The sequence below is a fragment of the Curtobacterium sp. PhB115 genome (assembly GCF_003752025.1).
Classification (GTDB): Bacteria; Actinomycetota; Actinomycetes; order Actinomycetales; family Microbacteriaceae; genus Curtobacterium.
In genome coordinates this window covers 1-19054 of record NZ_RJKR01000012.1, presented here as the reverse complement: position 1 = coordinate 19054, position 19054 = coordinate 1, and the positions used below count along the sequence as shown (strand labels likewise).

11 protein-coding genes and 1 tRNA gene are annotated in these 19054 nt (G+C 72.5%); 3 read left to right on the top strand and 9 right to left on the bottom strand.

Annotated elements, in window-relative coordinates; genetic code table 11:
- Positions 1–86 precede the first annotated feature (86 nt).
- The 3 genes from EDF19_RS16715 to EDF19_RS16705 are packed head-to-tail and all read left to right on the top strand — an operon-like array spanning position 87 to position 3780.
- Positions 87–1043, top strand: a complete 957-nt coding sequence (locus EDF19_RS16715; RefSeq protein ID WP_123682006.1) for a beta-1,6-N-acetylglucosaminyltransferase — start codon at positions 87–89, stop codon at positions 1041–1043.
- Positions 1040–2572 carry a lipopolysaccharide biosynthesis protein gene (locus EDF19_RS16710; protein ID WP_123682005.1) on the top strand — a complete coding sequence of 511 codons (1533 nt, stop codon included), beginning with the start codon at positions 1040–1042 and terminating at the stop codon, positions 2570–2572. Before EDF19_RS16715 ends, EDF19_RS16710 begins: the two co-directional genes overlap by 4 nt.
- Positions 2569–3780, top strand: a complete 1212-nt coding sequence (locus EDF19_RS16705; RefSeq protein WP_123682004.1) for a glycosyltransferase family 4 protein — start codon at positions 2569–2571, stop codon at positions 3778–3780. The genes EDF19_RS16710 and EDF19_RS16705 overlap by 4 nt, the downstream gene beginning before the upstream one ends.
- Before the next feature lie 155 nt (positions 3781–3935).
- On the opposite strand, the gene EDF19_RS16700 is transcribed toward EDF19_RS16705, so the two are convergent.
- The 9 genes from EDF19_RS16700 to gltX form a co-directional block, all read right to left on the bottom strand.
- Complete coding sequence (locus tag EDF19_RS16700) at positions 3936–4946, bottom strand: glycoside hydrolase family 16 protein (protein ID WP_148071137.1); 1011 nt, start codon at positions 4944–4946, stop codon at positions 3936–3938.
- Positions 4931–7252, bottom strand: coding sequence for a PIG-L family deacetylase (locus EDF19_RS16695; RefSeq protein ID WP_123682002.1), 2322 nt, complete (start codon positions 7250–7252; stop codon positions 4931–4933). The genes EDF19_RS16700 and EDF19_RS16695 overlap by 16 nt, the downstream gene beginning before the upstream one ends.
- Before the next feature lie 43 nt (positions 7253–7295).
- On the bottom strand, positions 7296–10874 hold the full coding sequence (locus EDF19_RS16690; RefSeq protein ID WP_123682001.1) for a glycosyltransferase family 2 protein: 3579 nt from the start codon (positions 10872–10874) through the stop codon (positions 7296–7298).
- Positions 10871–11833 carry a glycosyltransferase family 2 protein gene (locus EDF19_RS16685; RefSeq protein WP_123682000.1) on the bottom strand — a complete coding sequence of 321 codons (963 nt, stop codon included), beginning with the start codon at positions 11831–11833 and terminating at the stop codon, positions 10871–10873. The genes EDF19_RS16690 and EDF19_RS16685 overlap by 4 nt, the downstream gene beginning before the upstream one ends.
- Positions 11830–12738 carry a glycosyltransferase family 2 protein gene (locus EDF19_RS16680; RefSeq protein WP_123681999.1) on the bottom strand — a complete coding sequence of 303 codons (909 nt, stop codon included), beginning with the start codon at positions 12736–12738 and terminating at the stop codon, positions 11830–11832. The genes EDF19_RS16685 and EDF19_RS16680 overlap by 4 nt, the downstream gene beginning before the upstream one ends.
- Positions 12739–13095: 357 nt before the next feature.
- On the bottom strand, positions 13096–15939 hold the full coding sequence (locus EDF19_RS16675; protein WP_185022916.1) for an alpha/beta fold hydrolase: 2844 nt from the start codon (positions 15937–15939) through the stop codon (positions 13096–13098).
- 402 nt (positions 15940–16341) lie between these two features.
- Positions 16342–16413 (bottom strand) — tRNA-Gln (locus EDF19_RS16670).
- Between the two features lie 45 nt (positions 16414–16458).
- Positions 16459–17427, bottom strand: coding sequence for an NAD(P)/FAD-dependent oxidoreductase (locus EDF19_RS16665; RefSeq protein ID WP_123681997.1), 969 nt, complete (start codon positions 17425–17427; stop codon positions 16459–16461).
- 10 nt (positions 17428–17437) lie between these two features.
- Complete coding sequence (gltX, locus tag EDF19_RS16660) at positions 17438–18925, bottom strand: glutamate--tRNA ligase (protein ID WP_123681996.1); 1488 nt, start codon at positions 18923–18925, stop codon at positions 17438–17440.
- Between the last annotated feature and the right edge of the window lie 129 nt (positions 18926–19054).

Here is a 19054-nt window from a genome sequence, read left to right as displayed (position 1 = left end):
GGGGTGGTGCGGGAAACCGCCGCTTCCCCGCAGGAGCCTCCTGACTGCCTTGTCGGGCCCGGAACGACGCGGTTAGCGTCGCGTCCATGGCCATCTCCCCCGCCGCTCCTGCGTGCATCGTCCTCGCCCACGAGGACCCAGAGCACGTGCGCCGGCTCGTCGAGGCGCTCGACCCGTTCCCGGTGTTCCTGCACGTCGACGCACGGACCCCGGACCACGTGTTCCGGGCGATGACCGACGGCCTGCCCGCGCGTGTCCGGCTGCTGCCCCGGATCCGCACCGGTTGGGCGAAGTGGGAGAACGTCGCCGCCGAGGTCTCCGGCTACCGCGCCGCCCTGGCCGAGACGGACGCGACGCACGTGGCCGTCCTCACCGGCAGCGACTACCCGCTCGCGAACGCGACCGAGGTGACCGCGCTCCTCGAGGCGCACCGGCACGAGTCGTTCATCGCCGTGCACCCGCTGCCGTACGCGGAGTGGGGTCCGAACGGCGGCGTCGCCCGGCTGCGGTACCCGCACTGGGCATGGCGCAAGCACATGCTCCGGCTGCCGGTCCCCCGTCGCCTGCCCCACGACGTCGTGCCCGCCGGTGGGTCGCAGATGAAGGTCCTGGCCCGACAGCACGCGGCGGCGGTCGTCGACGCGGTGGACCAGCGTCCGGACCTCGTCCGGTTCTGGCGCCGGAGCTGGGTCGCGGACGAGACCTTCGTCCCCTCGGTCCTCAACTCGCCGGCCCTGACCCCCGGGTTCGCCGACGAGCACGTCCCGCACGCACTGTGGTGGATCGGGTGGGACGGCACGGCGCGGAAGAGCCCGCCGTGGCTGACGACCGCCGACGCCGGGCAGGTGCTGGAACGCCGCACCGACCCCGACGTCGAGCTGCCACACCTGTTCGCGCGGAAGTTCTCGACCGACCGGAGCGCCGACCTGCTCGACATCGTCGACGCCGCGTTCGGGCTGCGGGAGGGCGCTGCGCGTCCGTCCGCTCAGCCGGCTGCTCGCCCTGCTGCTCGTCCGTCCGCTGCAGCGGTGGTCGCACCGTGACCGTTCCCCCGCAGACCCGACGCGAGGCCCGTGCGGCGCGCGAAGCAGCCGACGTGTCCGAGGTGTTGTCGGACCAGCCCGTCGCCCCGGCGCCCGAATCGCTCGACACCGGGAGCGTCGCCGTCCGCAAGGGCGCCAACGCGCTCTTCGGCCGCGGCCTGCTCTACGTCGTCGTGTGGTCGATGCAGCTCGTCGTCTCCTCGCTCATCTCCCCGGTGCTCGCGCACCTCATGCCGCCGGCCGAGTTCGGCGTCCTCGCCTCCGCGATCGCGCTCTACCAGGCGCTCGTCGTGCTGGCGGTCGCCGGCATCGACCAGGCCTCGGTGCTGCAGCGCGCGGAGGACGGCGACGATCGCCGTGCCCGTGGTCTCCTCGCCGTCGGCATGGTCACCGCGTCCGTGGTCACGGTCATCGCCCTCAGCACGATCCCGCTCTGGGGCGACGCCGCCGGGTTCGTCGGCGCGCACCCGCTGCTCCTCGTCGCCGTGCTCTGGACCGGGCCCGCAGCGATCGTGCAGATCTCCCTCGCGCTCCTCGTCGCGCAGGACCGCATCAAGGTCTTCGCGGTGACGAGCCTGCTGTCGTCCATCGGCGGCTCGATCATCGGCCTCGGGCTGCTCACCCTCGTGCACGCCGACGCCACCACGTACGCGTGGGGTGGCGTCGTCGCACAGGGCGTCGCCATGGTCATCGGCATCGCGGCCACCCGACCGCGGCTCGCCGGCCTGTTCGACCGGAAGACCACGGCCCGTGCGTTCCGGCTCGGCATCCCGATCGCGCTCGGCAACCTGTCGTACTTCGTCCTGAACGCCGGCGACCGCGTCGTCGTGCAGCGACTGCTCGGCCCGGAAGAGGTCGCCCGCTACCAGATCGCCTACGTCGTCGGGTCCGCCGTCATCCTGCTGCTCACGTTCACCAACCAGGCCTGGGCGCCGCACTTCGCCGCCCTCCGCGACGCCGTCGCCCGCCGCGAGCTCGCCATGCACTCGCGCGACGAGCTCTACCGGATGCTCGCGCCCGTGCTGCTGGCCGTCACGCTGGCCTCACCCGTCGCGCTGCCGATCCTCGCGCCCGCGTCGTACCGGGTGCAGGAACTCACCGTCGTGGTCTTCATCGTCGCGATCACGGCACTGCCGGTGGTCGCGAGCGGAGCGACCGGACGGTTGCTCCTGGTGGAACGTCGAGGCGTGGCCGTCGGCGTGATCGCCGCGATCGCGGGCGTGGTCAACATCGCGGCGAACCTGCTGCTCGTCCCGCTGTTCGGTATCGCCGGCGCCGCGCTCGCGACCGTCCTGGCGTACGTGATCCTGGCCGCGATGCAGCAGTTCGCCCTGTCCGACCGCCGCGAGTGGCGGGGTCCCGGCCTCCGGGTCGTGCTGACCCTCGCCGCGGCGCTCGCCGTCGCAGCAGCGTCGCTGCTCGTCCCGCAGGACGCCCTCTGGAACTGGGTCCGCGCCGCCGGCGTCATCGCGTGCCTGCCGTGGTTCCTCCGCCGGCTCCGAGCAGCACGTGGAGGTGTTGTCTCATGACCAGACGCAAACGATCGACCGACGAGCCACGGCGGCTCCGCATCGGCGTCGTCGTGACCGGGCTCGCGATCACCGGAGGACTCGAGCGCTGCGTGCTCGAGGACACCCGGGACCTCGTCGCCGCCGGCCACGAGGTCGAGATCTGGCACCGCAACGCGCACGCACCACGCGCCGAGGACGGCCCGGCGCCGTTCGACGCGATGGGTGTGCGGCTCGTGGACGCGACCGACTACCGGTTCGGCGTCCGCACCGCGCTCCGCGACGCCTGGCGCTTCGCCCGCGAGGGCCTGCGGCTCCGCCGCTCCCACCTCGACGTCCTCTGGCTGAACCGCCCCGAGTACCTGCCGTTCGGCCGCGTCGCCTCCGTGATGTCGGGCGTCCCGCTCGCGGTGCACCTGCACCACGCCCCGAACTACAGCCGGATCGGCCCGATCGCCGGGGGCCGGACCCGCTACTTCGCCGTCTCGAACGCGATGGCGAGCGCCTGGCACGACGCCGGCGCACCGACCGACAGCATCCGGATCGTGCCGAACGGCGTCGACACCGACGCGTTCCCGGCGGCGTCCGCCGCGCAGGTGCACGATGCGCGTGCCGCGCTCGGCATCGACGACGCGACCCCGACGGTGCTCTACTACGGTCGCCTCTCGCGGTCGAAGGGCGTGCTCGCCCTCCTGGAGGCATGGGGTCGCGTCCTCGCGACCGCTGCGGACCGGCTCCCCCACACCGTCCCCGCCGCGCCGGACCCCGTCCGTCGGCTCCCGTTGCTCGTGCTGGCGGGCGCGCTCTACCCAGAGGAGGCGGACGCCGTGCACCAGGCGATCGCCGCGCTGCCCGACGGTTCCGTCCTGCTGGCACCCGAGCGGGACGACGTCGTCCCGCTGCTGCACGCCGCTGACCTCGTCGTCGCCCCCTCGATCGAGCCGGAGGGCTTCGGGCGCGTCGTCGTCGAGGCCATGTCGGCCGGACGTCCGGTGGTCGCGGCGGCGTCGGGCGGCACCGGGGAGATCCTGTCCGGTGAGTGGGCGCGGTTCACCGTCGACCCGGCGGACCCGGACGCCCTGGCGAAGAAGCTACTCGACACGCTCGACGAAGCCGTGCACGACCCGTCCCTCGGGGAACGGTGCCGCGAGTGGGTCGGAGCGCACTACGGCCGCGAACCGCACGTCTCCGCGCTGCTGCACGAGCTGCAGGAGCTCGCCGGCCGCTGACCCGACGCGTCGCGCGCGCAGCGCGCAGAAGGAGGGCCCCGGGGTGCTGATCGCTCAGCGCCCCGGGGCCCTTCGTCGTGTCGCGCTGTCGTCACTGCGCCGTCACTGCGCCGTCACTGGCCGTCACTGGCCGTCACTGCGCCGTCACTGCGCCGTCACTGCGGCGCTGCCATGTCGGCGGTCCAGCTGCCCTCGTCCGGCACGGCCGAGTCGTCCGACGGCAGCGATGCCTCCGGCTCGGCGCCGTCGGCGGGGACGTCGATGGTCATCCAGTCGATCAGGAGCGAGCCGTCCGCGCTCTTCGGGGGCTGCCCGTCGTTGGACCCCGCCTGCACGACGAGGTGCATGCGCGACGTCGGGATGCTCTCCGTCGTCGTCCCGACGACCTGGTCGTCGATGAGGAAGGACATCCGGGCCGGCGTCCACTCGATCGTGTACGTGTGCCAGTCGGCCAGCGACGCCTCGGTCTCGTACTGGACGCACTTCTCGGCGGGGTCCTCGAGGCAGTGCACGTTGAGGAACGCCGGCGCGCCGAGGGCCCCCTCCGGGAAGTCGACCTCGCCGTCCTCCCAGACGTTCTCGTCGCTCCAGAGCAGGACCGCGACACCGTAGCCGTCGACCTCGTCGCTCTTCATCCGGATGCTGTAGCGCCCGGACGTCTGACCGCCCCACTGCCCGTCGACGAGCGGCACCACGCCGCCGGCGAGCGGGGTGCCGCCCCTGGTGGTCCGGAGCCGCATGTCGAGCATGCCGTCGTGCGCGGTGAGCGTCGACGACTGGTACCGGCCGGTGCCCGCGGTGTCCGCGAACCCGTGGTAGACGGAGAACCGGTCACCGTAGTCCGCCTCGAAGCCGCCCTTCGGCGTGGTCAGGGCGAAGTCCTCGGAGAACACCCGCTCCCACCCGGAGCCGTCTGAGGTCGTGGGCATCGTCACTCCGCTCGGGTCGACACCGTCACCGGTGGCGCTGGTGGTGGACGCGGCGACCGCCCCGGCGGCGATCGCCAGGGCGGCAGCGGCGAGCACGACGCGTCGTGCTCCGGTGCGGAGCGGGAACCGGTGCCGGGCGAACCCGGCACCGTGCGCCGGTGGCGCGCCGTGGCCAGCCGCGGACCGGTCGTCGACGGGTCGGAACCCGTCACCGAACCCGGTCACACGACTGCCCACGCGCGGACCTCGGACAGCCCGACGTTCACCGTGCTGTTCGAGACCTTGGTCGTGGTGAACCGGACCCAGGTGACCTTCCGGCTCGTGAAGTCGACCACGAGGTCGGAGCCGTCGTTCGGCAGGGACCCGACCGTGACCTTGCTGCCGTCCGAGAACGTCAGCGTGCCACCGGTGACCTGGTCGGCCGCGTTCGGGCGGTCGTTCAGGATGATCCGCTGCAGGGCGATCGGGGAGGTCCAGTCGAGCTGGAACCACACGCCGGTGCGACCGGACGGCGAGACCCACTCGGCAGAGGGGTTCGCCGGGTAACCGGAGACCACACCGTCGACGGCCTTCGCGACCGTCTGACCGTCGGCCGGGTTGTCCGACTTCGCGGTCGCCTTCGCCGTCGACGTCACGTCACGGAGCGTGGGCGTCGGGGTCGGGGTCGGCGTCGGGGTCGGGGTCGGCGTGGGCGTCGGAGTCGGCGTGGGGGTCGGAGTCGGGGTGGGCGTCGGAGTCGGCGTCGGCGTCGGAGTCGGCGTCGGAGTCGTGGTGGCTGCTGGTGAGAACGCGCGGATCTCGGCCAGACCGATGTTCTCCGTCGAAGCACTCACCGACGTCACCGTGAACCGAGCCCACGTCACCGTCCGCGCCGCGAACGTCACACGCTGCGCCGTCCCCGCGTTCGCCAACGACGGCACCGCCACACTCGAACCATCCGAGAACGTCAACGTCCCACCGAGGACCTGGTCGTTCGCGTTCGGCCGGTCAGCCAGGTCGATCGCATCCAGCGACGTCCCCTTCGCCCAGGTCAGCTGGATCCACGTCCCAGCACGACCCGACGGAGCAACCCACTCCGCCGACGGGTTCGCCGGGTAGCCGGAGACCACACCGTCCACCGCCTTCGCAGCCGTCTGCCCGTCAGCCGGGTTCTCCGCACTCGCCGACACCGTCGCCGACGCAGTCACGTCCGTCCGGGTCGGCGGCGGGGTGGTGGTGGCTGCTGGTGAGAACGCGCGGATCTCGGCCAGACCGATGTTCTCCGTCGAAGCACTCACCGACGTCACCGTGAACCGAGCCCACGTCACCGTCCGCGCCGCGAACGTCACACGCTGCGCCGTCCCCGCGTTCGCCAACGACGGCACCGCCACACTCGAACCATCCGAGAACGTCAACGTCCCACCGAGGACCTGGTCGTTCGCGTTCGGCCGGTCAGCCAGGTCGATCGCATCCAGCGACGTCCCCTTCGCCCAGGTCAGCTGGATCCACGTCCCAGCACGACCCGACGGAGCAACCCACTCCGCCGACGGGTTCGCCGGGTAGCCGGAGACCACACCGTCCACCGCCTTCGCAGCCGTCTGCCCGTCAGCCGGGTTCTCCGCACTCGCCGACACCGTCGCCGACGCAGTCACGTCCGTCCGGGTGTCGGTCGGGTCCGTGGGGGTCGTGGGCACCGATGAGCCGACCGTGTACTGACGGCTCAGCCAAGTGCTCTCGGGGCGTGCCGCGCAGGCCTCCCACGAGGCGCAGGTCTCGCTGTCGTGGGCGGCGTAGGTGAAGAACACCGCGGCCTTCGCATCGGTCTGCGCCTGGGTGAGGTTGGCGGGTCGGTCCGCGATCGGGTACCCGAGGTACCCGGTGAAGCCGTGGGCGGCCGTGTACTGCTGCTGCACCTGGTCGGTGAGGTACCCGACGGTGTGGTGGTCGCTGTGGTCGCCGTCGCCGTACTGGCCCTGGTAGTCGAGGGTGTGGATGTCCGTCGGCGCGAAGTCCTGCACGATCCCGAGCAGCGTCGCCTTGAGCTGCGCGAGGGTGTACTGCGCGGGGTGGGTGGCGTCCGCGACGGTCTGCAGGGTGGGGATGGCGCCCTGGTAGAGCTGCTGCAGGCTCGTGTAGCCGGTCGCCCAGAAGCCGTTGCCCTCGACGTTGCCGTCCGGCAGCTCCATGAGCACCAGGCTGACACGCGGGTCGGCGGTGAGCGTCTCGGTGTGCAGCGTCCGACCGGCCACCGTGATCGACCCGGTCGTCGTGGCGGCGGAGACACCCGCGATGCTCGCGTACGCCGCGAGCAGCCCGGTCTGGCGTTCCTGCCAGTACCAGGCGGGCTTCCCGGCGTCACCGGCGGTCACCACGACGGACCGCACGCAGCGGCCGGCCTCGATGTCGGCGCGGAGCGCGGTGCCCTGGAACAGCAGGTCGTCGTCGGGGTGCGCGATGACGTTCAGCACCCGCCCGGCGCTGCAGTCCGGTGCCGTGGTGGCCGCGTCGGCCGCCCCGGCGTCGAGGTTGGGGACGACGAGGACCGCCAGGACCGTCGCGAGCACGGCCGCGACGGACGCCGCACGTCCCCTCCAGCTCGGTCTGTGCTCACTCGGTTGCATGACGCATCCCTTCCGTCGTCAGTTCGTACATCGCGGTCGTACCGGACGACCAGACGACCTTCCAGTAGGGCGAGTCGGCCATCGCCGCTGCGAGCTCCTGGTAGTCGGCGTCGCTCTGGTATCCGTACCGCTCGTCGTAGGCACCGAACGGTTCGGCCACGAGGGCGTAGTACCCGGTCGCGGTCCAGTTCTCGACGAGCTCGCGGGTCATGTCGGACACGTCCGCGGCCGCGTCGTAGTCGGTGCCGGACGGGTAGGCCCCGAGCGCCTCACGGGACAGGTACCCGACGTCGAAGTAGCGGGCGCCGGTGTTGCTCGGCACCGCGTTCGCGGAACCGGTGAGGAGCATCACGGAGCCGCTCGGCGCCGTGCGGTCGTACAGCTGCGTGGCCTCGGACTGGCTGCGGGTCATCACGCGGTTCCAGTCGAGCGAGGTCTGGCCGAAGGCACCGATCGCGACGAGCGCGGCGATCCCGGCTCCCGCCACGGCGAAGCGCACGGCGGACGGACGCATCGCCCGGCTGACGAGTGCGCCGACGGGGGCCAGTCGACCGGACGGCATCGGCAGCGCGGCGGCGAGGATCGCGATCCACGGGGTGGCGAACAGGACGACCCGGAAGACGCCCTCCTGCCCGTAGTTCGTCGCGACGAGCAGCGAGATCGGGCTGGCTGCTGCGGCGAGGAGCGCCCAGTGCACGCGGTCACGGCGGAGCAGCACGGTGATCAGTGCTGCGAGCCCGAGGACCACGAGTGCCGCTGCCGGGATGTCGAAGGCGAGCCGGGTGACCAGCGGCTTCGGCAGCACCGTCATGTCGTGCGTCGGCGGCTGCACGTTGTCGAGCACTCGGCCGACGGCGGCGAGCGACAGGAACCGACCGAGGATGTCGCCGTTCAGCGCGGCGAAGGCGACCGCCGGCACGAGCACGACGACGGGGAGCCACCACGGCCGCACCAGGCGGAACACGATGAGCGCCACCAGCGCCGCGACCGTCAGGTACGGCGAGATCTGGTGCGTGACGACCATCACGATCCCGATGAGCGTGATCGCGAGGATCTTCGAGAGCGGGACCTTCCGAGCACGCGGCTTCGCCCCGACGGTCCCGTCGGCGGTGGTCACCACGGCGTCGCGGAGCGGACCCGTCGCGAGCACCAGGATCGTGATCGACAGCAGGATGCCGACGGACTGCGGGGAGAAGTAGGTCGTGTTGAGCGACCCGGTCATCGCGGTGAGCAGCGCCGCGATCCACGGCCGCCGGTCACCGGGCAGCCAGTGCGCCGCGAGCACGCCGACGGCGATCGTCGTGCTGAAGGCCAGCAGGACCGGCACCCAGGCGGCGATGAGCATCGCGTTCGCGATCCCGCCGATGTCGGCGACCCAGGCGCCGCCGGCGAAGAGCCCCGACCACGTCTGGAAGATGTCGGCGGCCGGGTTCGTGCCGCCGTACTGCCGGATGTACTCGAGGACGCCGATGTGCCGGGCGGCCGCGGTCACGGTCGGGACGCCGTAGGTGATCGCCTGGGCGAGCTGGATCGAGCCGCCGAGGACGACGACCGGCACGGCGAGTCCGCGACCGCGCACCAGGGCGACGACGGCGGCACCGACGACGAGCGCGAGGCCGATGACGAGACCGGGGCCGAGCGAGCCGAAGAGCCCGGCGGGCACCGGGTCGCCGATGTGTGTGAGCGCTGCGACGACGACGACGAGGAGTCCGACGACGGACAGCGTCGTGACCGTGGCGGTGGTCCCCCACCGCGGGCGGGCGACCGGCGGCACCAGGCCGGCTCGCCGGAGTTCCGCGACGTCGCGGGGCACCGCGACGGCGAGCGCCGCCGCGGTGAGCACGATGACCGCGACGAACGGCACGACCGGCGCCCAGAGGTGGAAGGTCGCCATCGTGTAGCCGATGCCGATCGTGCCGACGAGCGACCCGGTGACGGCGAACACGGCGAACCGGGCGAGGGAGACCGGACGGAGGAGCAGGAGCGGTGCGACGCCGAGGAGGGCGAAGAGGAAGAGCCCGGTGGCGCTCCCCCGCAGGACCGACAGGTCGAAGACCGTGCCGACCGCGGCGAGCACGAGCGTGAGGACGACGATCCCGGCTGCGACGAGCCGGCTGACCGGTCCCATCGCGCCGTCGACGACGCGTCGCGCCGGCCCGGCCTCGGCGAGCCCGCGCTGGAGCTCGTGGCGTCCGTGTGCGGTCCGGTCGATCGTGCCGGCGCCGTCGAGTCGCTCGCGGAGCGCGAGGAACGGTGCGGTGACCACGGAACGCTGTTCCACGCCGCGGAGCCGCCGCGTGGTCTGCGCGAACTCGGCGTCGACGGCGTCGACACCGGAGGCGCCGGCGGCACCCGAGGCACCGGAGGCCCCCGAAGCACCAGAGGCACCGGAAGCGCCGCCCACCGCCGCGGCGTGGTCGCCCTGCTCGAGGCCGAGTCGTGCGAAGGCGCTGACGGCCTCGGGCGCTGCGTCCACCGAGGCGGCGAGCGTCTCGCGGTCGAGTGCGTTCTTGGTCATCCAGGCTCCGAGTCCGTGGCCGTGCGCGGCGGCGGCGCTGCGGAGCGACGCGACGTCGTCCGCCGTCCGCTGCCACGCGATCGCGGCCGGTTCGACGGCGATCGCGGAACCCGCGAACAGCAGTCGTGTGAAGAGGTCGAGGTCGTCGCCGCCACCGACGCTGGTCCCCGGTCCGAAGGCGGTGTCGAACCCGCCGATCCGGAGCGCGGTCGCGCGGTGCACGGCGAGGTTCGCGCCGGTCCCGTAGGCGGAAGCGGCGAAGGGGTGCAGGGGCAGGTCGTCGGCGCCGCCGTCGAGCCGGAACACCCGGCGACGCAGGGTGCGCCCGGCCGGGGTGCGGTCGTCGTGCCAGCGCTGCGCCGGGGTGCGGAGCTCGGCGCTCGGCACCGGTCCGGTCACGCAGGCGACGTCGGGGTCGGCGGCGAACGCACCGGCGATCGCGCCGATCCAGCCGGCGTCGACCACGGCGCCCTCGGCGACGAAGGCGACGACGTCACCCGTCGCGGCGAGGAGCCCGGCGTTGCGTGCGGCGGCGAGTCCGCCGGCCGGTGCTGCGATCGTGGTGACGCGGTGGCCGTCGATGTCGACCGTGGCGGTGCCGCCGTCGTCGGCACCGTGCGAGACGACGAGCACGTCGAAGTCCTCGTGGGTGTTCGCGAGCACGGAGCGCATCGTCGGACCGGCCGCACCGTCGGTGCAGAGGACCACGGTGACGGACGGCAGCACCAGACCTGCTGTCGGCCGTCGCTCGGGCACCGGCATCGGCCGGATCGCGCGCTGCAGGGTGCGGACGTCGATGGCACCACCGATGCGACGGTGCTCGGTGATGTCCGCCTCGACGAACCCGAGCGGTTCGCCGTGGTCGCGGACGAGCAGTCGGGCGCGGCGGTAGCCCGCAGCGCCCTCGAGAGCGACCACGTCGCGGTGGCTGGACGCGTGCACGTCGGCACGGTCCACCTCGCCGACCCACAGGGCGCCGTCCCACGTCGGGGACAGCGTTCCCGTGACGATCGGCGAGATGACCATCGCCAGGGTCGCGCGGGTCATCTCGTGCCCACCGGCTGCGGGACGGGACGGGTTGCGGGAGTGCTGACGACGACGCCGCCGAGGACCCGGCCGACGGCGTAGCCGGTGACGGTCGAGGCGACGCTCAGGACGATCGCGAAGGCGCGGAGCGCACCACCGCGTCCGATCTGACCGAGTTCGCGGACGACCGCGCCGGGGATCACCTTGGTCAGGTACGTCGACTCGCTCGCGAGCGAGTCACCGGTGCCGACGCGGCGGCTGAGGACGGCCTTCGAGATGCCCTCGTAGTAGCTGCGGCGACGGAGGTACCGCATCGTCACGCGGTCCGGGGAGACCCGGTGCGAGACGTTCGAGCGCGGCTCGTGCCGGATGCGTGCACCCGGTCGGGCCTGGGCGATGCGGATGCACAGCTCGGTCTCCTCGCAGCCGAGCGGCTGGTTGCCGACGCGGCCGATGCCGGAGCGGAAGCCACCGGCGAGCAGGATCGCGTCGCGCCGGAACGCCATGCTCGAGCCGATGACGTTGCGGACGTCGCCGGGGGTCTCGGGCAGGCCGCGGTAGGAGCAGCCGACGATCCAGAGCAGCTCGTCGGCGTAGGGGCCGGCGCCGGTCGCGGTCGGCCAGGACGGCGTGGCGCGACCGCCGACCCCGACGACCGTGGGGTCCTCGAGCGCGGTGAGCATGTGTCCGAGCCAGTCCGGGTCGGCCGTCGCGTCGTCGTCCAGGAAGGCGACGACGTCGGCGTCGGTCAACGCGACTCCGGTGTTCCGCGCGCCGGACAGGCCGCGGTCCTCGGTGTTCGGGACGACGCGGAGCTCGGGCCAGCGCGCGGTGGCGCGGGCGAGGAGCTCGGGTTCGTGGTCGATCACGACGACGACCTCGGGTGCCTCGGGCTGGCGCTTGGCCGACTCGACGCTGTCCTGCAGGTCGCCCCAGCGCTGCTGGGTGTACGCGCAGATGACGACCGCGACGCTCGTCACGCGACGTCCTCCTCGAGGCCGACGACCGCGGCTGCGGCGACGGGCGTGCCGAGGGGTCCGCCGTGGGCGGCTCCGGCGGCGGCGAGGGGCGCTGCCGGTGCGGCGGCGAGCTGGGTGGCCGGCGGGACGACGCTCATCGCGGCGCGGCGGACCTCGGAGCGACCGATGGCGGCGCGACGGCGCTCGTGCATGATCGACTTCAGCACGCGGATGCCGTCGGTGACGGCGTTCAGGTTGCTGGTGCCGTGCACGCGGAGCTTCTCGTGGCTCGGGACCTCGGTGATCGCGAGCTCGGCGGCCGACCAGCGGCAGGTGAGCACGGTCTCGATCTCGAACCCGTCGCCCCACAGCATCGAACCGTCGGACGGCTTCGGCAGCTCGGAGGAGAGCAGCCCGATCTCCGGCAGGACGTCGGCCCAGAAGGCGTTGTAGCCGTAGCAGAGGTCGCTGTAGCGGGTGCCGAGGATCGTGTTGCAGATCAGGTTCAGGCCGCGGTTGCCGAGGTTGCGGACGATGGTGATGTCGTCGCTGCCACCGCCGAGCGAGTAGCGGGTGCCCTTGGCGACGTCGGCGCCCTCGACGAGCGCCTGCACGAAGCGCGGGATCTCGTCGGGGTCGGCGGAGCAGTCGGCGTCGAACATCACGACGATGTCGCCCGTGACGGCCTCGAACCCGCAGGCGAGGGCGTTGCCCTTGCCCTTGCGGGTCTGGTGGACGACGCGGATGCCGGGCATCACGCGCTGCGCGGTGGCGATGGTGTCGTCGACGGAGTTGCCGTCGACGAGGATGACCTCGTACACCGGCGGGAGCTTCGGGAGGATGATCTCGAGGTTGCGGGCCTCGTTCCGTGCCGGGATGACGACGGAGACCCGGGGGTCTGCAGGTCGGACGGTTCGTGCGGGCATTGGCGCGGTCCTGTCGGGTCAGGGTTGCTGTCGGGTGTGTCTCAGGGAGGAACGGGCGTCCACTGACGACGCCTCGACGACGAGGGAACGTCGCCGGCCGGCGGGGCGCGGGTACGACGCCACCGGGATGCGCGGAGGAGTGGGTACTCTCCCCCGCGGTCCAACCATCGCCGTGGGCGGGGTGGGGGTCAATGCGCGGTGCGGTCCCTTGCGGACCCCCGGGTGCGGATACGGAAACCCGCAACACCGCGCAGGCGGCCGGACGGGCGCAGCGGCCTGCGGACCGTGGACGCACGCAGGACGACGGACGGGAGGCGCGGTGCCAGCTGGCACCGCGCCTCCCGTCGTCGTCCTGCGTCAGTCCCGGGCCGCGGCCTCGGTCGCGAAGGCGGTTCGCAGGGACGTCGCGAGGTCCGCGACGTGCGGTTCCCGCAGCAGCGACGTGTGCTCCGCGGCGATCCGGACGGTCTCGGTCGGGCCGCGCAGGAGCGCGGACCAGCCCTCGGCGTCCGGGTTGGCGTCCGCGAGCACGTACGTCGCCCGGCCGTGGAACGGCGTCGGGGCATGCCGCCTCGTGACGATCTCGGCCTGGTCGAAGAACGCGTCGAAGTCCTTCTGACCGCCGTGCCGGAGCACCCCGGCGCTGTACGCGCGGAGCCGCTTGACGAACAGGTCGCCGTACGGCACCCCGGCCGGCAGGACGCGCCGCACCGCACGGTCGACCCCGCGCTGCAGGGTGCGCACGACGGTCTTCGACTGCTCGCGCGGGGCCATCCGGCCGAAGTGCAGTCGCGCGAGCTCGGACTTCGTCCGCGGCAGGTACGTGTCGAGCAGCACGACGTGTTCGACCTGCTCCCCGCTCTCGGTGAGGAGCCGGGCGACCTCGAGTGCGACGAGTCCACCGAGCGAGTGGCCGACGAGCAGGTACGGGCCGCGTGGCTGGACGATGCGCATCAGCGCCAGGTACCGGCGGGCACTCCGCTCGATGTTCCAGTCCGGCAGCCCGCGTCGCTCGAGGGCGTGCTGCTGGAAGGCGTACACGTCGTGCTCGGGCAGGTACCGCGAGAGCGGCAGGAACGTCAGCGCCAGGGCACCGCCGCCCGCGAAGCAGAACACCGGCGGGCGGCCGGACTCGCGGGCCTCGGACACCTTCACGACGTCCGGGTGGCTCGGCAGGGCGCTCGTACCGTTCCGGACCCGTCGTGCGAACGCGCGGAGGGTCGGGTGCTCGAGCACCTCGGAGGACCGCAGGTCGACGCCCAGGCGGTCGTGGACGATGGCGAGCATCTCCTCGGCGGAGAGCGAGTCCCCGCCGAGGGCGGAGAAGTCCTCGTCGAGGTGCACGCCGCGGAGCCCGAGGACCTCGCCCCAGATCTGACCGACGACGAGCTCCCACTGGTCGTACTCGCCCTCGACCATCTCGGTCTCGACGCTCGGAGCCCCCGGGAGCTCGGCCCGGTCCACCTTGCCGCGCTCGTTCCGCGGCAGCTCGGTCATCGGCACGATCGACGCCGGCACCATGTACTCCGGCAGCCGCTCGCGGAGGTCCCGGCGGATCGCGGCCGGTGCGGGTGTGCGGTGTCCGGGGCGGCCGACCACGTACGCGACGAGCCGGGTCACCGCCGGCGGGTCGACCTGCGCGGTGACGACGGCGTCGTGCACCTCGGGGTTCGCGCGGAGCGCCGCCTCGACCTCGCTCGGCTCGACGAGGTAGCCACGGACCTTCACGGCGTCGTCGGACCGGCCGAGCAGGACCAGCCGGCCGTCCGGGTCGAGCCGGGCCAGGTCGCCCTGGCGCCAGGTGGGTGTGCCCGGTGCGGTGCCCTGTTCGTCGTCCGTGGTGCCGTCCGCGCCGTCCGTGGTGCCGGCGTGCTCGGCCGTCTTCTCGGGCGCGCCCCAGTAGCCGGCGGTCATGCCGTCGGAGACGACGACGAGCTCGCCCGTCTCCCCCGGCCCCGCGGGGCTGCCGTCCTCGAGGACGACCCGCACCGACTTGCCCGGCAGCGGGTACCCGGCGGGCACGACGCCCTCCGGCACCGGTTCCGTCGGCAAGACCGGGCAGTACGCGACGCAGCCCATCTCGCTCGAGCCGAAGCCGTTGAACAGCACGGTGGTGTCGTCGAGGTGCGGGCGGGCCGCGGCGACGTCGGTGCCCGTGACGGGTTCCCCGACGGTCATCAGGTAGCGGAGGCCGCCGAGCACCGGCCGGGCGGCGGGTGTGGTCGGCTGCGCGCCGGGGGCGGTCTGCGCCCCGACGATCGAGCGGAGCAGGTGCGGGGTGCAGACGAGCGTGTTCACGTCGTCCGTCCGCAGTCGGCCGAGGAGCCGTTCCACGCCGAGGTCGCGCGGGTCGAGGAGCACGACCGTCCCGCCGCACAGCAGGGTGTCGAAGGCGAACAGGAACCCGGCGGCGAAGGACAGCGGCAGCACGACGGCGAGCCGGTCGGCGGGGCCGGTGCCGAGCGCGACGGCGTCCTGCTCGGCGTTCTGGAGCTGCTGGCGGTGGGTCATCGCGACGCCCTTGGGCATCCCGGTCGACCCGGAGGTGAAGACGAGGACGAGGGGGTCCCGGCCGCCGGGGCGCGGGGCGGTGTGCCCGCTGGGCTCGTGCGCGTCGGCGGCGTGCTCGGCCGCGCTCGTCGCGTCGGCGGCGTGGTCGGCCGCGCTCGTCGCGTCCGCGGCGTGCTCGGCCCGTTCCAGCAGTTCCTCGAGCGCGTGCACCCGGCCGTCACGGTCGGCCACGACGTCCTCCGCGGCGACGGCGCGATCGGCGTCCGCGACGATCTCGTCGACGCCCGCGAGCTGTGCGACGTGCGCGAGCCGCGCGGGCGGCAGGTGGTCGTCGAGCACCACGACGGTGCGGCCGGCCCGGGCGAGTGCCAGGATCCCGACCACGGCCTCGGTGGTCTGCCCGGCCATGATGCCGATCGGCTTCGATGCACCGCCGGCGACCGACTCGACGCCGGCGCCGCTGTGGTCGTCCGGACGGAGCACCTCGGCGAGCACGGTCGCGAGTCCCCGCGAAGCGCGGTCGGCCTCGGCGAACGTGAACGCTCTGCCGTCACCGGTGAGTGCGGGCGCGTCGCCGTGGAGGGCCACGACACGGTCCCAGCGATCCAGGACGGAGTGGTCGTCGGCCGCGGGCACGGCGGCGTGGTGGGTCCAGTGGTGGACGGCGGTCAGCGGTTCGGCAGAGGTCACGATGACACCTCGGGATCTCGTCTGTGGTGCCGCCACGATGCCGCGACGGTCCTCGGACGGTACGTCGGGGTCCCGCCGGGTCGCGACACGGCGCACGTCGTGTGCGGGGTCCCGCATCCGGCCTGGAGGCGCGGTTCGGCCCCGCCCCGCACGTCCGGGCCGGGATGGTGACGTCGCACACCGCCCGCGGGCTGCGGCCATCGTGCGGTTCCGCGCAACCTCGCTGTCCGCTCTGCGTCGGCTACGAGTTCCCGATGAACCCCGTCGCGAAGAACGCCGTCGCGAAGAACGCCGTCGCGAAGAACGCCGTCGCGAAGAACGCCGTCGCGAAGAACGCCGTCGCGATCACCACCGGGAAACGAGAACAGCCCCCGGGATCTCCCGGGGGCTGTTCATCGAGTGCTGGGGTACCTGGACTCGAACCAAGAACGACGGTACCAGAAACCGCTGTGTTGCCAATTACACCATACCCCAAAAGGCCTGCTGGCCTTCCGGCCCCGTTGTCCGGGGCACGATCAACTACTGTACAGCATCCCGGAGGTCCGTGAGACCACCGACGAGGTCACGGTGGACGGCAGCGGCCGTCACGGCCCCGTGCCCGGCCGCGACGATGAGCTGCTCCGGCCCCGGAGGAGTCACGTCCCCCACGGCGTACAGCCCAGGGACGCTGGTCCGGCCCGCCCGGTCGACGACGAGGAGCCCGGAGGCGTCGCGATCGAGGGTCCCGCGCGGGTCGGGCGTGTCGACCTGCAGCCAGTCGAGGTCGGCGTGCCAGGTCGGTCGGACGAACCCGCCGGAGCGCGGCTCCACGTGCCCGTCGACCAGCCGGACGCCGGTCATCCCGCTCCGGTCCCCCTCGAGGTCCTCGACCACGCGCTCGTCGACCACGATGCCCGCAGCTGCGAGCCGTGCATGCCCGGCGTCGTCGATCTCCGCGACGCCGTTCGTGTACACGATCAGGTCGTCGGTCCAGGTACCGATGAGGAGCGCACGCTCGACGACGTCGTCCGTCTCGCAGATGAACGCGAGCGGTTCCCCGGCCTTGTCGTAGGCATCGCACTCGACACAGCTGTGGACGGCCGTCCCGTAGAACGCGCGGAGCATCGGCAGCGCCGGGAACTCCTCACGGAGGCCGGTCGCGACCACCACGGTCCGCGCACGGGCATCGACCTCGGCACCGCGCCAGGTACCGTGCAGCCGCCACGCGTCGCCGTCCGGGGCCACCAGGTCGACCACGGCCTGCACCACGGTCGCCTCGTCGTACCCCTCGACCTCGGCGCGCCCGAGCTTCCGGAGCTCGAGCGGCGAGATGCCGTCGCGCGTCAGGAACCCGTGCGAGCGCAGGGTCGCCGCGTTGCGCGGTCTGTTGGCGTCGACGAGCAGCACAGTGCGCTTCGCCCGGACGAGGTTGAGCGCAGCGCTCAGCCCCGCGGGGCCGGCACCGATGACCGCGACGTCGTGGACCACCGGCACGTCTGGACTGCTCACGGTCGGGCGCTCAGCGGTCCGCGAGGGCGCGGAGTCGCGTGATCGTGGACTCCTTGCCGAGGATCTCCATGGACTCGAACAGCGGCGGGCTGATCCGTCGTCCGGAGACAGCGACACGCAGCGGTCCGAAGGCCACGCGCGGCTTCAGCTCGAGGCCCTCGATGAGCGCAGTGCGGAGCGCCCCCTCGATCGCCTCGGTCCGCCAGTCGTCGAGCTGCTCCAGCGCCGCGATCCCAGCCTGCAGGACGGCTCCGGTGTCGCCCTTGAGCGAGGCGAGCGCGTCGTCCTCGACCACGAGGTCGGCGTCTGGTGTGAAGAGGAAGCCGAGCATCGCCGGCGCCTCGCCGAGGAGCTGCATACGCTCCTGGACGAGCGGGGCGGCCTTCGTCAGGACCTCGAGCTGCTCCGGGGTGGCCGGGTCGGCGAGGAACTCCGTCAGGTACGGCACCAGGCGCGAGCGGAAGTCGTCCGCGTCGAGCAGTCGGATGTGGTCCCCGTTGATCGCCTCGGCCTTCTTGTGGTCGAAGCGGGCCGGGTTCGGGTTCACGTCGGTGACGTCGAACGCCGCGACCATCTCGTCGATGGAGAACACGTCCCGGTCGGCACCGATGGACCAACCCAGCAGGGCGAGGTAGTTGACCAGACCCTCGGGGATCATGCCGGCGGCGCGGTGGTGGAACAGGTTCGACTCGGGGTCACGCTTCGAGAGCTTCTTGTTGCCCTCTCCCATCACGTACGGCAGGTGACCGAACACCGGGATCGACGGCGCGAGCCCGATCTCGTACAGCGCCTCGTACAGTGCGATCTGACGCGGCGTCGAGGACAGCAGGTCCTCACCACGGAGCACGTGCGTGATGCCCATCAGCGCGTCGTCGACCGGGTTGGTGAAGGTGTACAGCGGCTTGCCGTTCGGACGCACGACGACGAAGTCCGGGAACGTGCCCTGCTTGAACGTGATCTCCCCGCGCACGAGGTCGTCGAAGCTGAGGTCGCGATCCGGCACCCGCAGCCGCAGCGCCGGCTCACGGCCCTGGTCGCGGAAGGCCTGGCGCTCGTCGTCGGAGAGGTCGCGCTCGTGGTTGTCGTACCCCTGCTTGGGGTCGCGACCAGCGGCCTTGTTGCGCGCCTCCATCTCCTCGGGGGTGACGAAGGACTCGTAGATGTGGCCGGAGGCCTTGAGCTTCGCGATCACGTCGTCGTAGATCGCGGTGCGCTCGGACTGCCGGTACGGGCCGTGCTCACCGCCGGCGTCGACGCCCTCGTCCCAGTCCAGACGGAGCCACCGCAGCGCATCGAGGATCTGCGCGTACGACTCTTCGCTGTCGCGGGCGGCGTCGGTGTCCTCGATGCGGAACACGAGCTTGCCGCCTGTGTGGCGCGCGTACGCCCAGTTGAAGAGCGCCGTGCGGATGAGCCCGACGTGCGGGGTCCCCGTCGGGCTCGGGCAGAATCGGACGCGGATGTCGGATCCGGAGGCAGTGGTGAATGGCGCAGTCATGACCCGACGATCCTACCGCGGCGCCGGCCGACCACCCTGGAAACGCAGAAAACCCCTGACCAAAACTTGGTCAGGGGTTTCCTGGTGTTGCAACGTTAAGTCCGGCGGCGTCCTACTCTCCCACAAGGT

Excerpts from the sequence above, each read along its gene's own strand:
- EDF19_RS16680 (WP_123681999.1), bottom strand. The coding sequence starts at position 12,738 with ATGCCCGCACGAACCGTCCGACCTGCAGACCCCCGGGTCTCCGTCGTC.
- gltX (WP_123681996.1), bottom strand. The coding sequence starts at position 18,925 with ATGACTGCGCCATTCACCACTGCCTCCGGATCCGACATCCGCGTCCGA.
- EDF19_RS16715 (WP_123682006.1), top strand. The coding sequence starts at position 87 with ATGGCCATCTCCCCCGCCGCTCCTGCGTGCATCGTCCTCGCCCACGAG.
- EDF19_RS16705 (WP_123682004.1), top strand. The coding sequence starts at position 2,569 with ATGACCAGACGCAAACGATCGACCGACGAGCCACGGCGGCTCCGCATC.
- EDF19_RS16690 (WP_123682001.1), bottom strand. The coding sequence starts at position 10,874 with ATGACCCGCGCGACCCTGGCGATGGTCATCTCGCCGATCGTCACGGGA.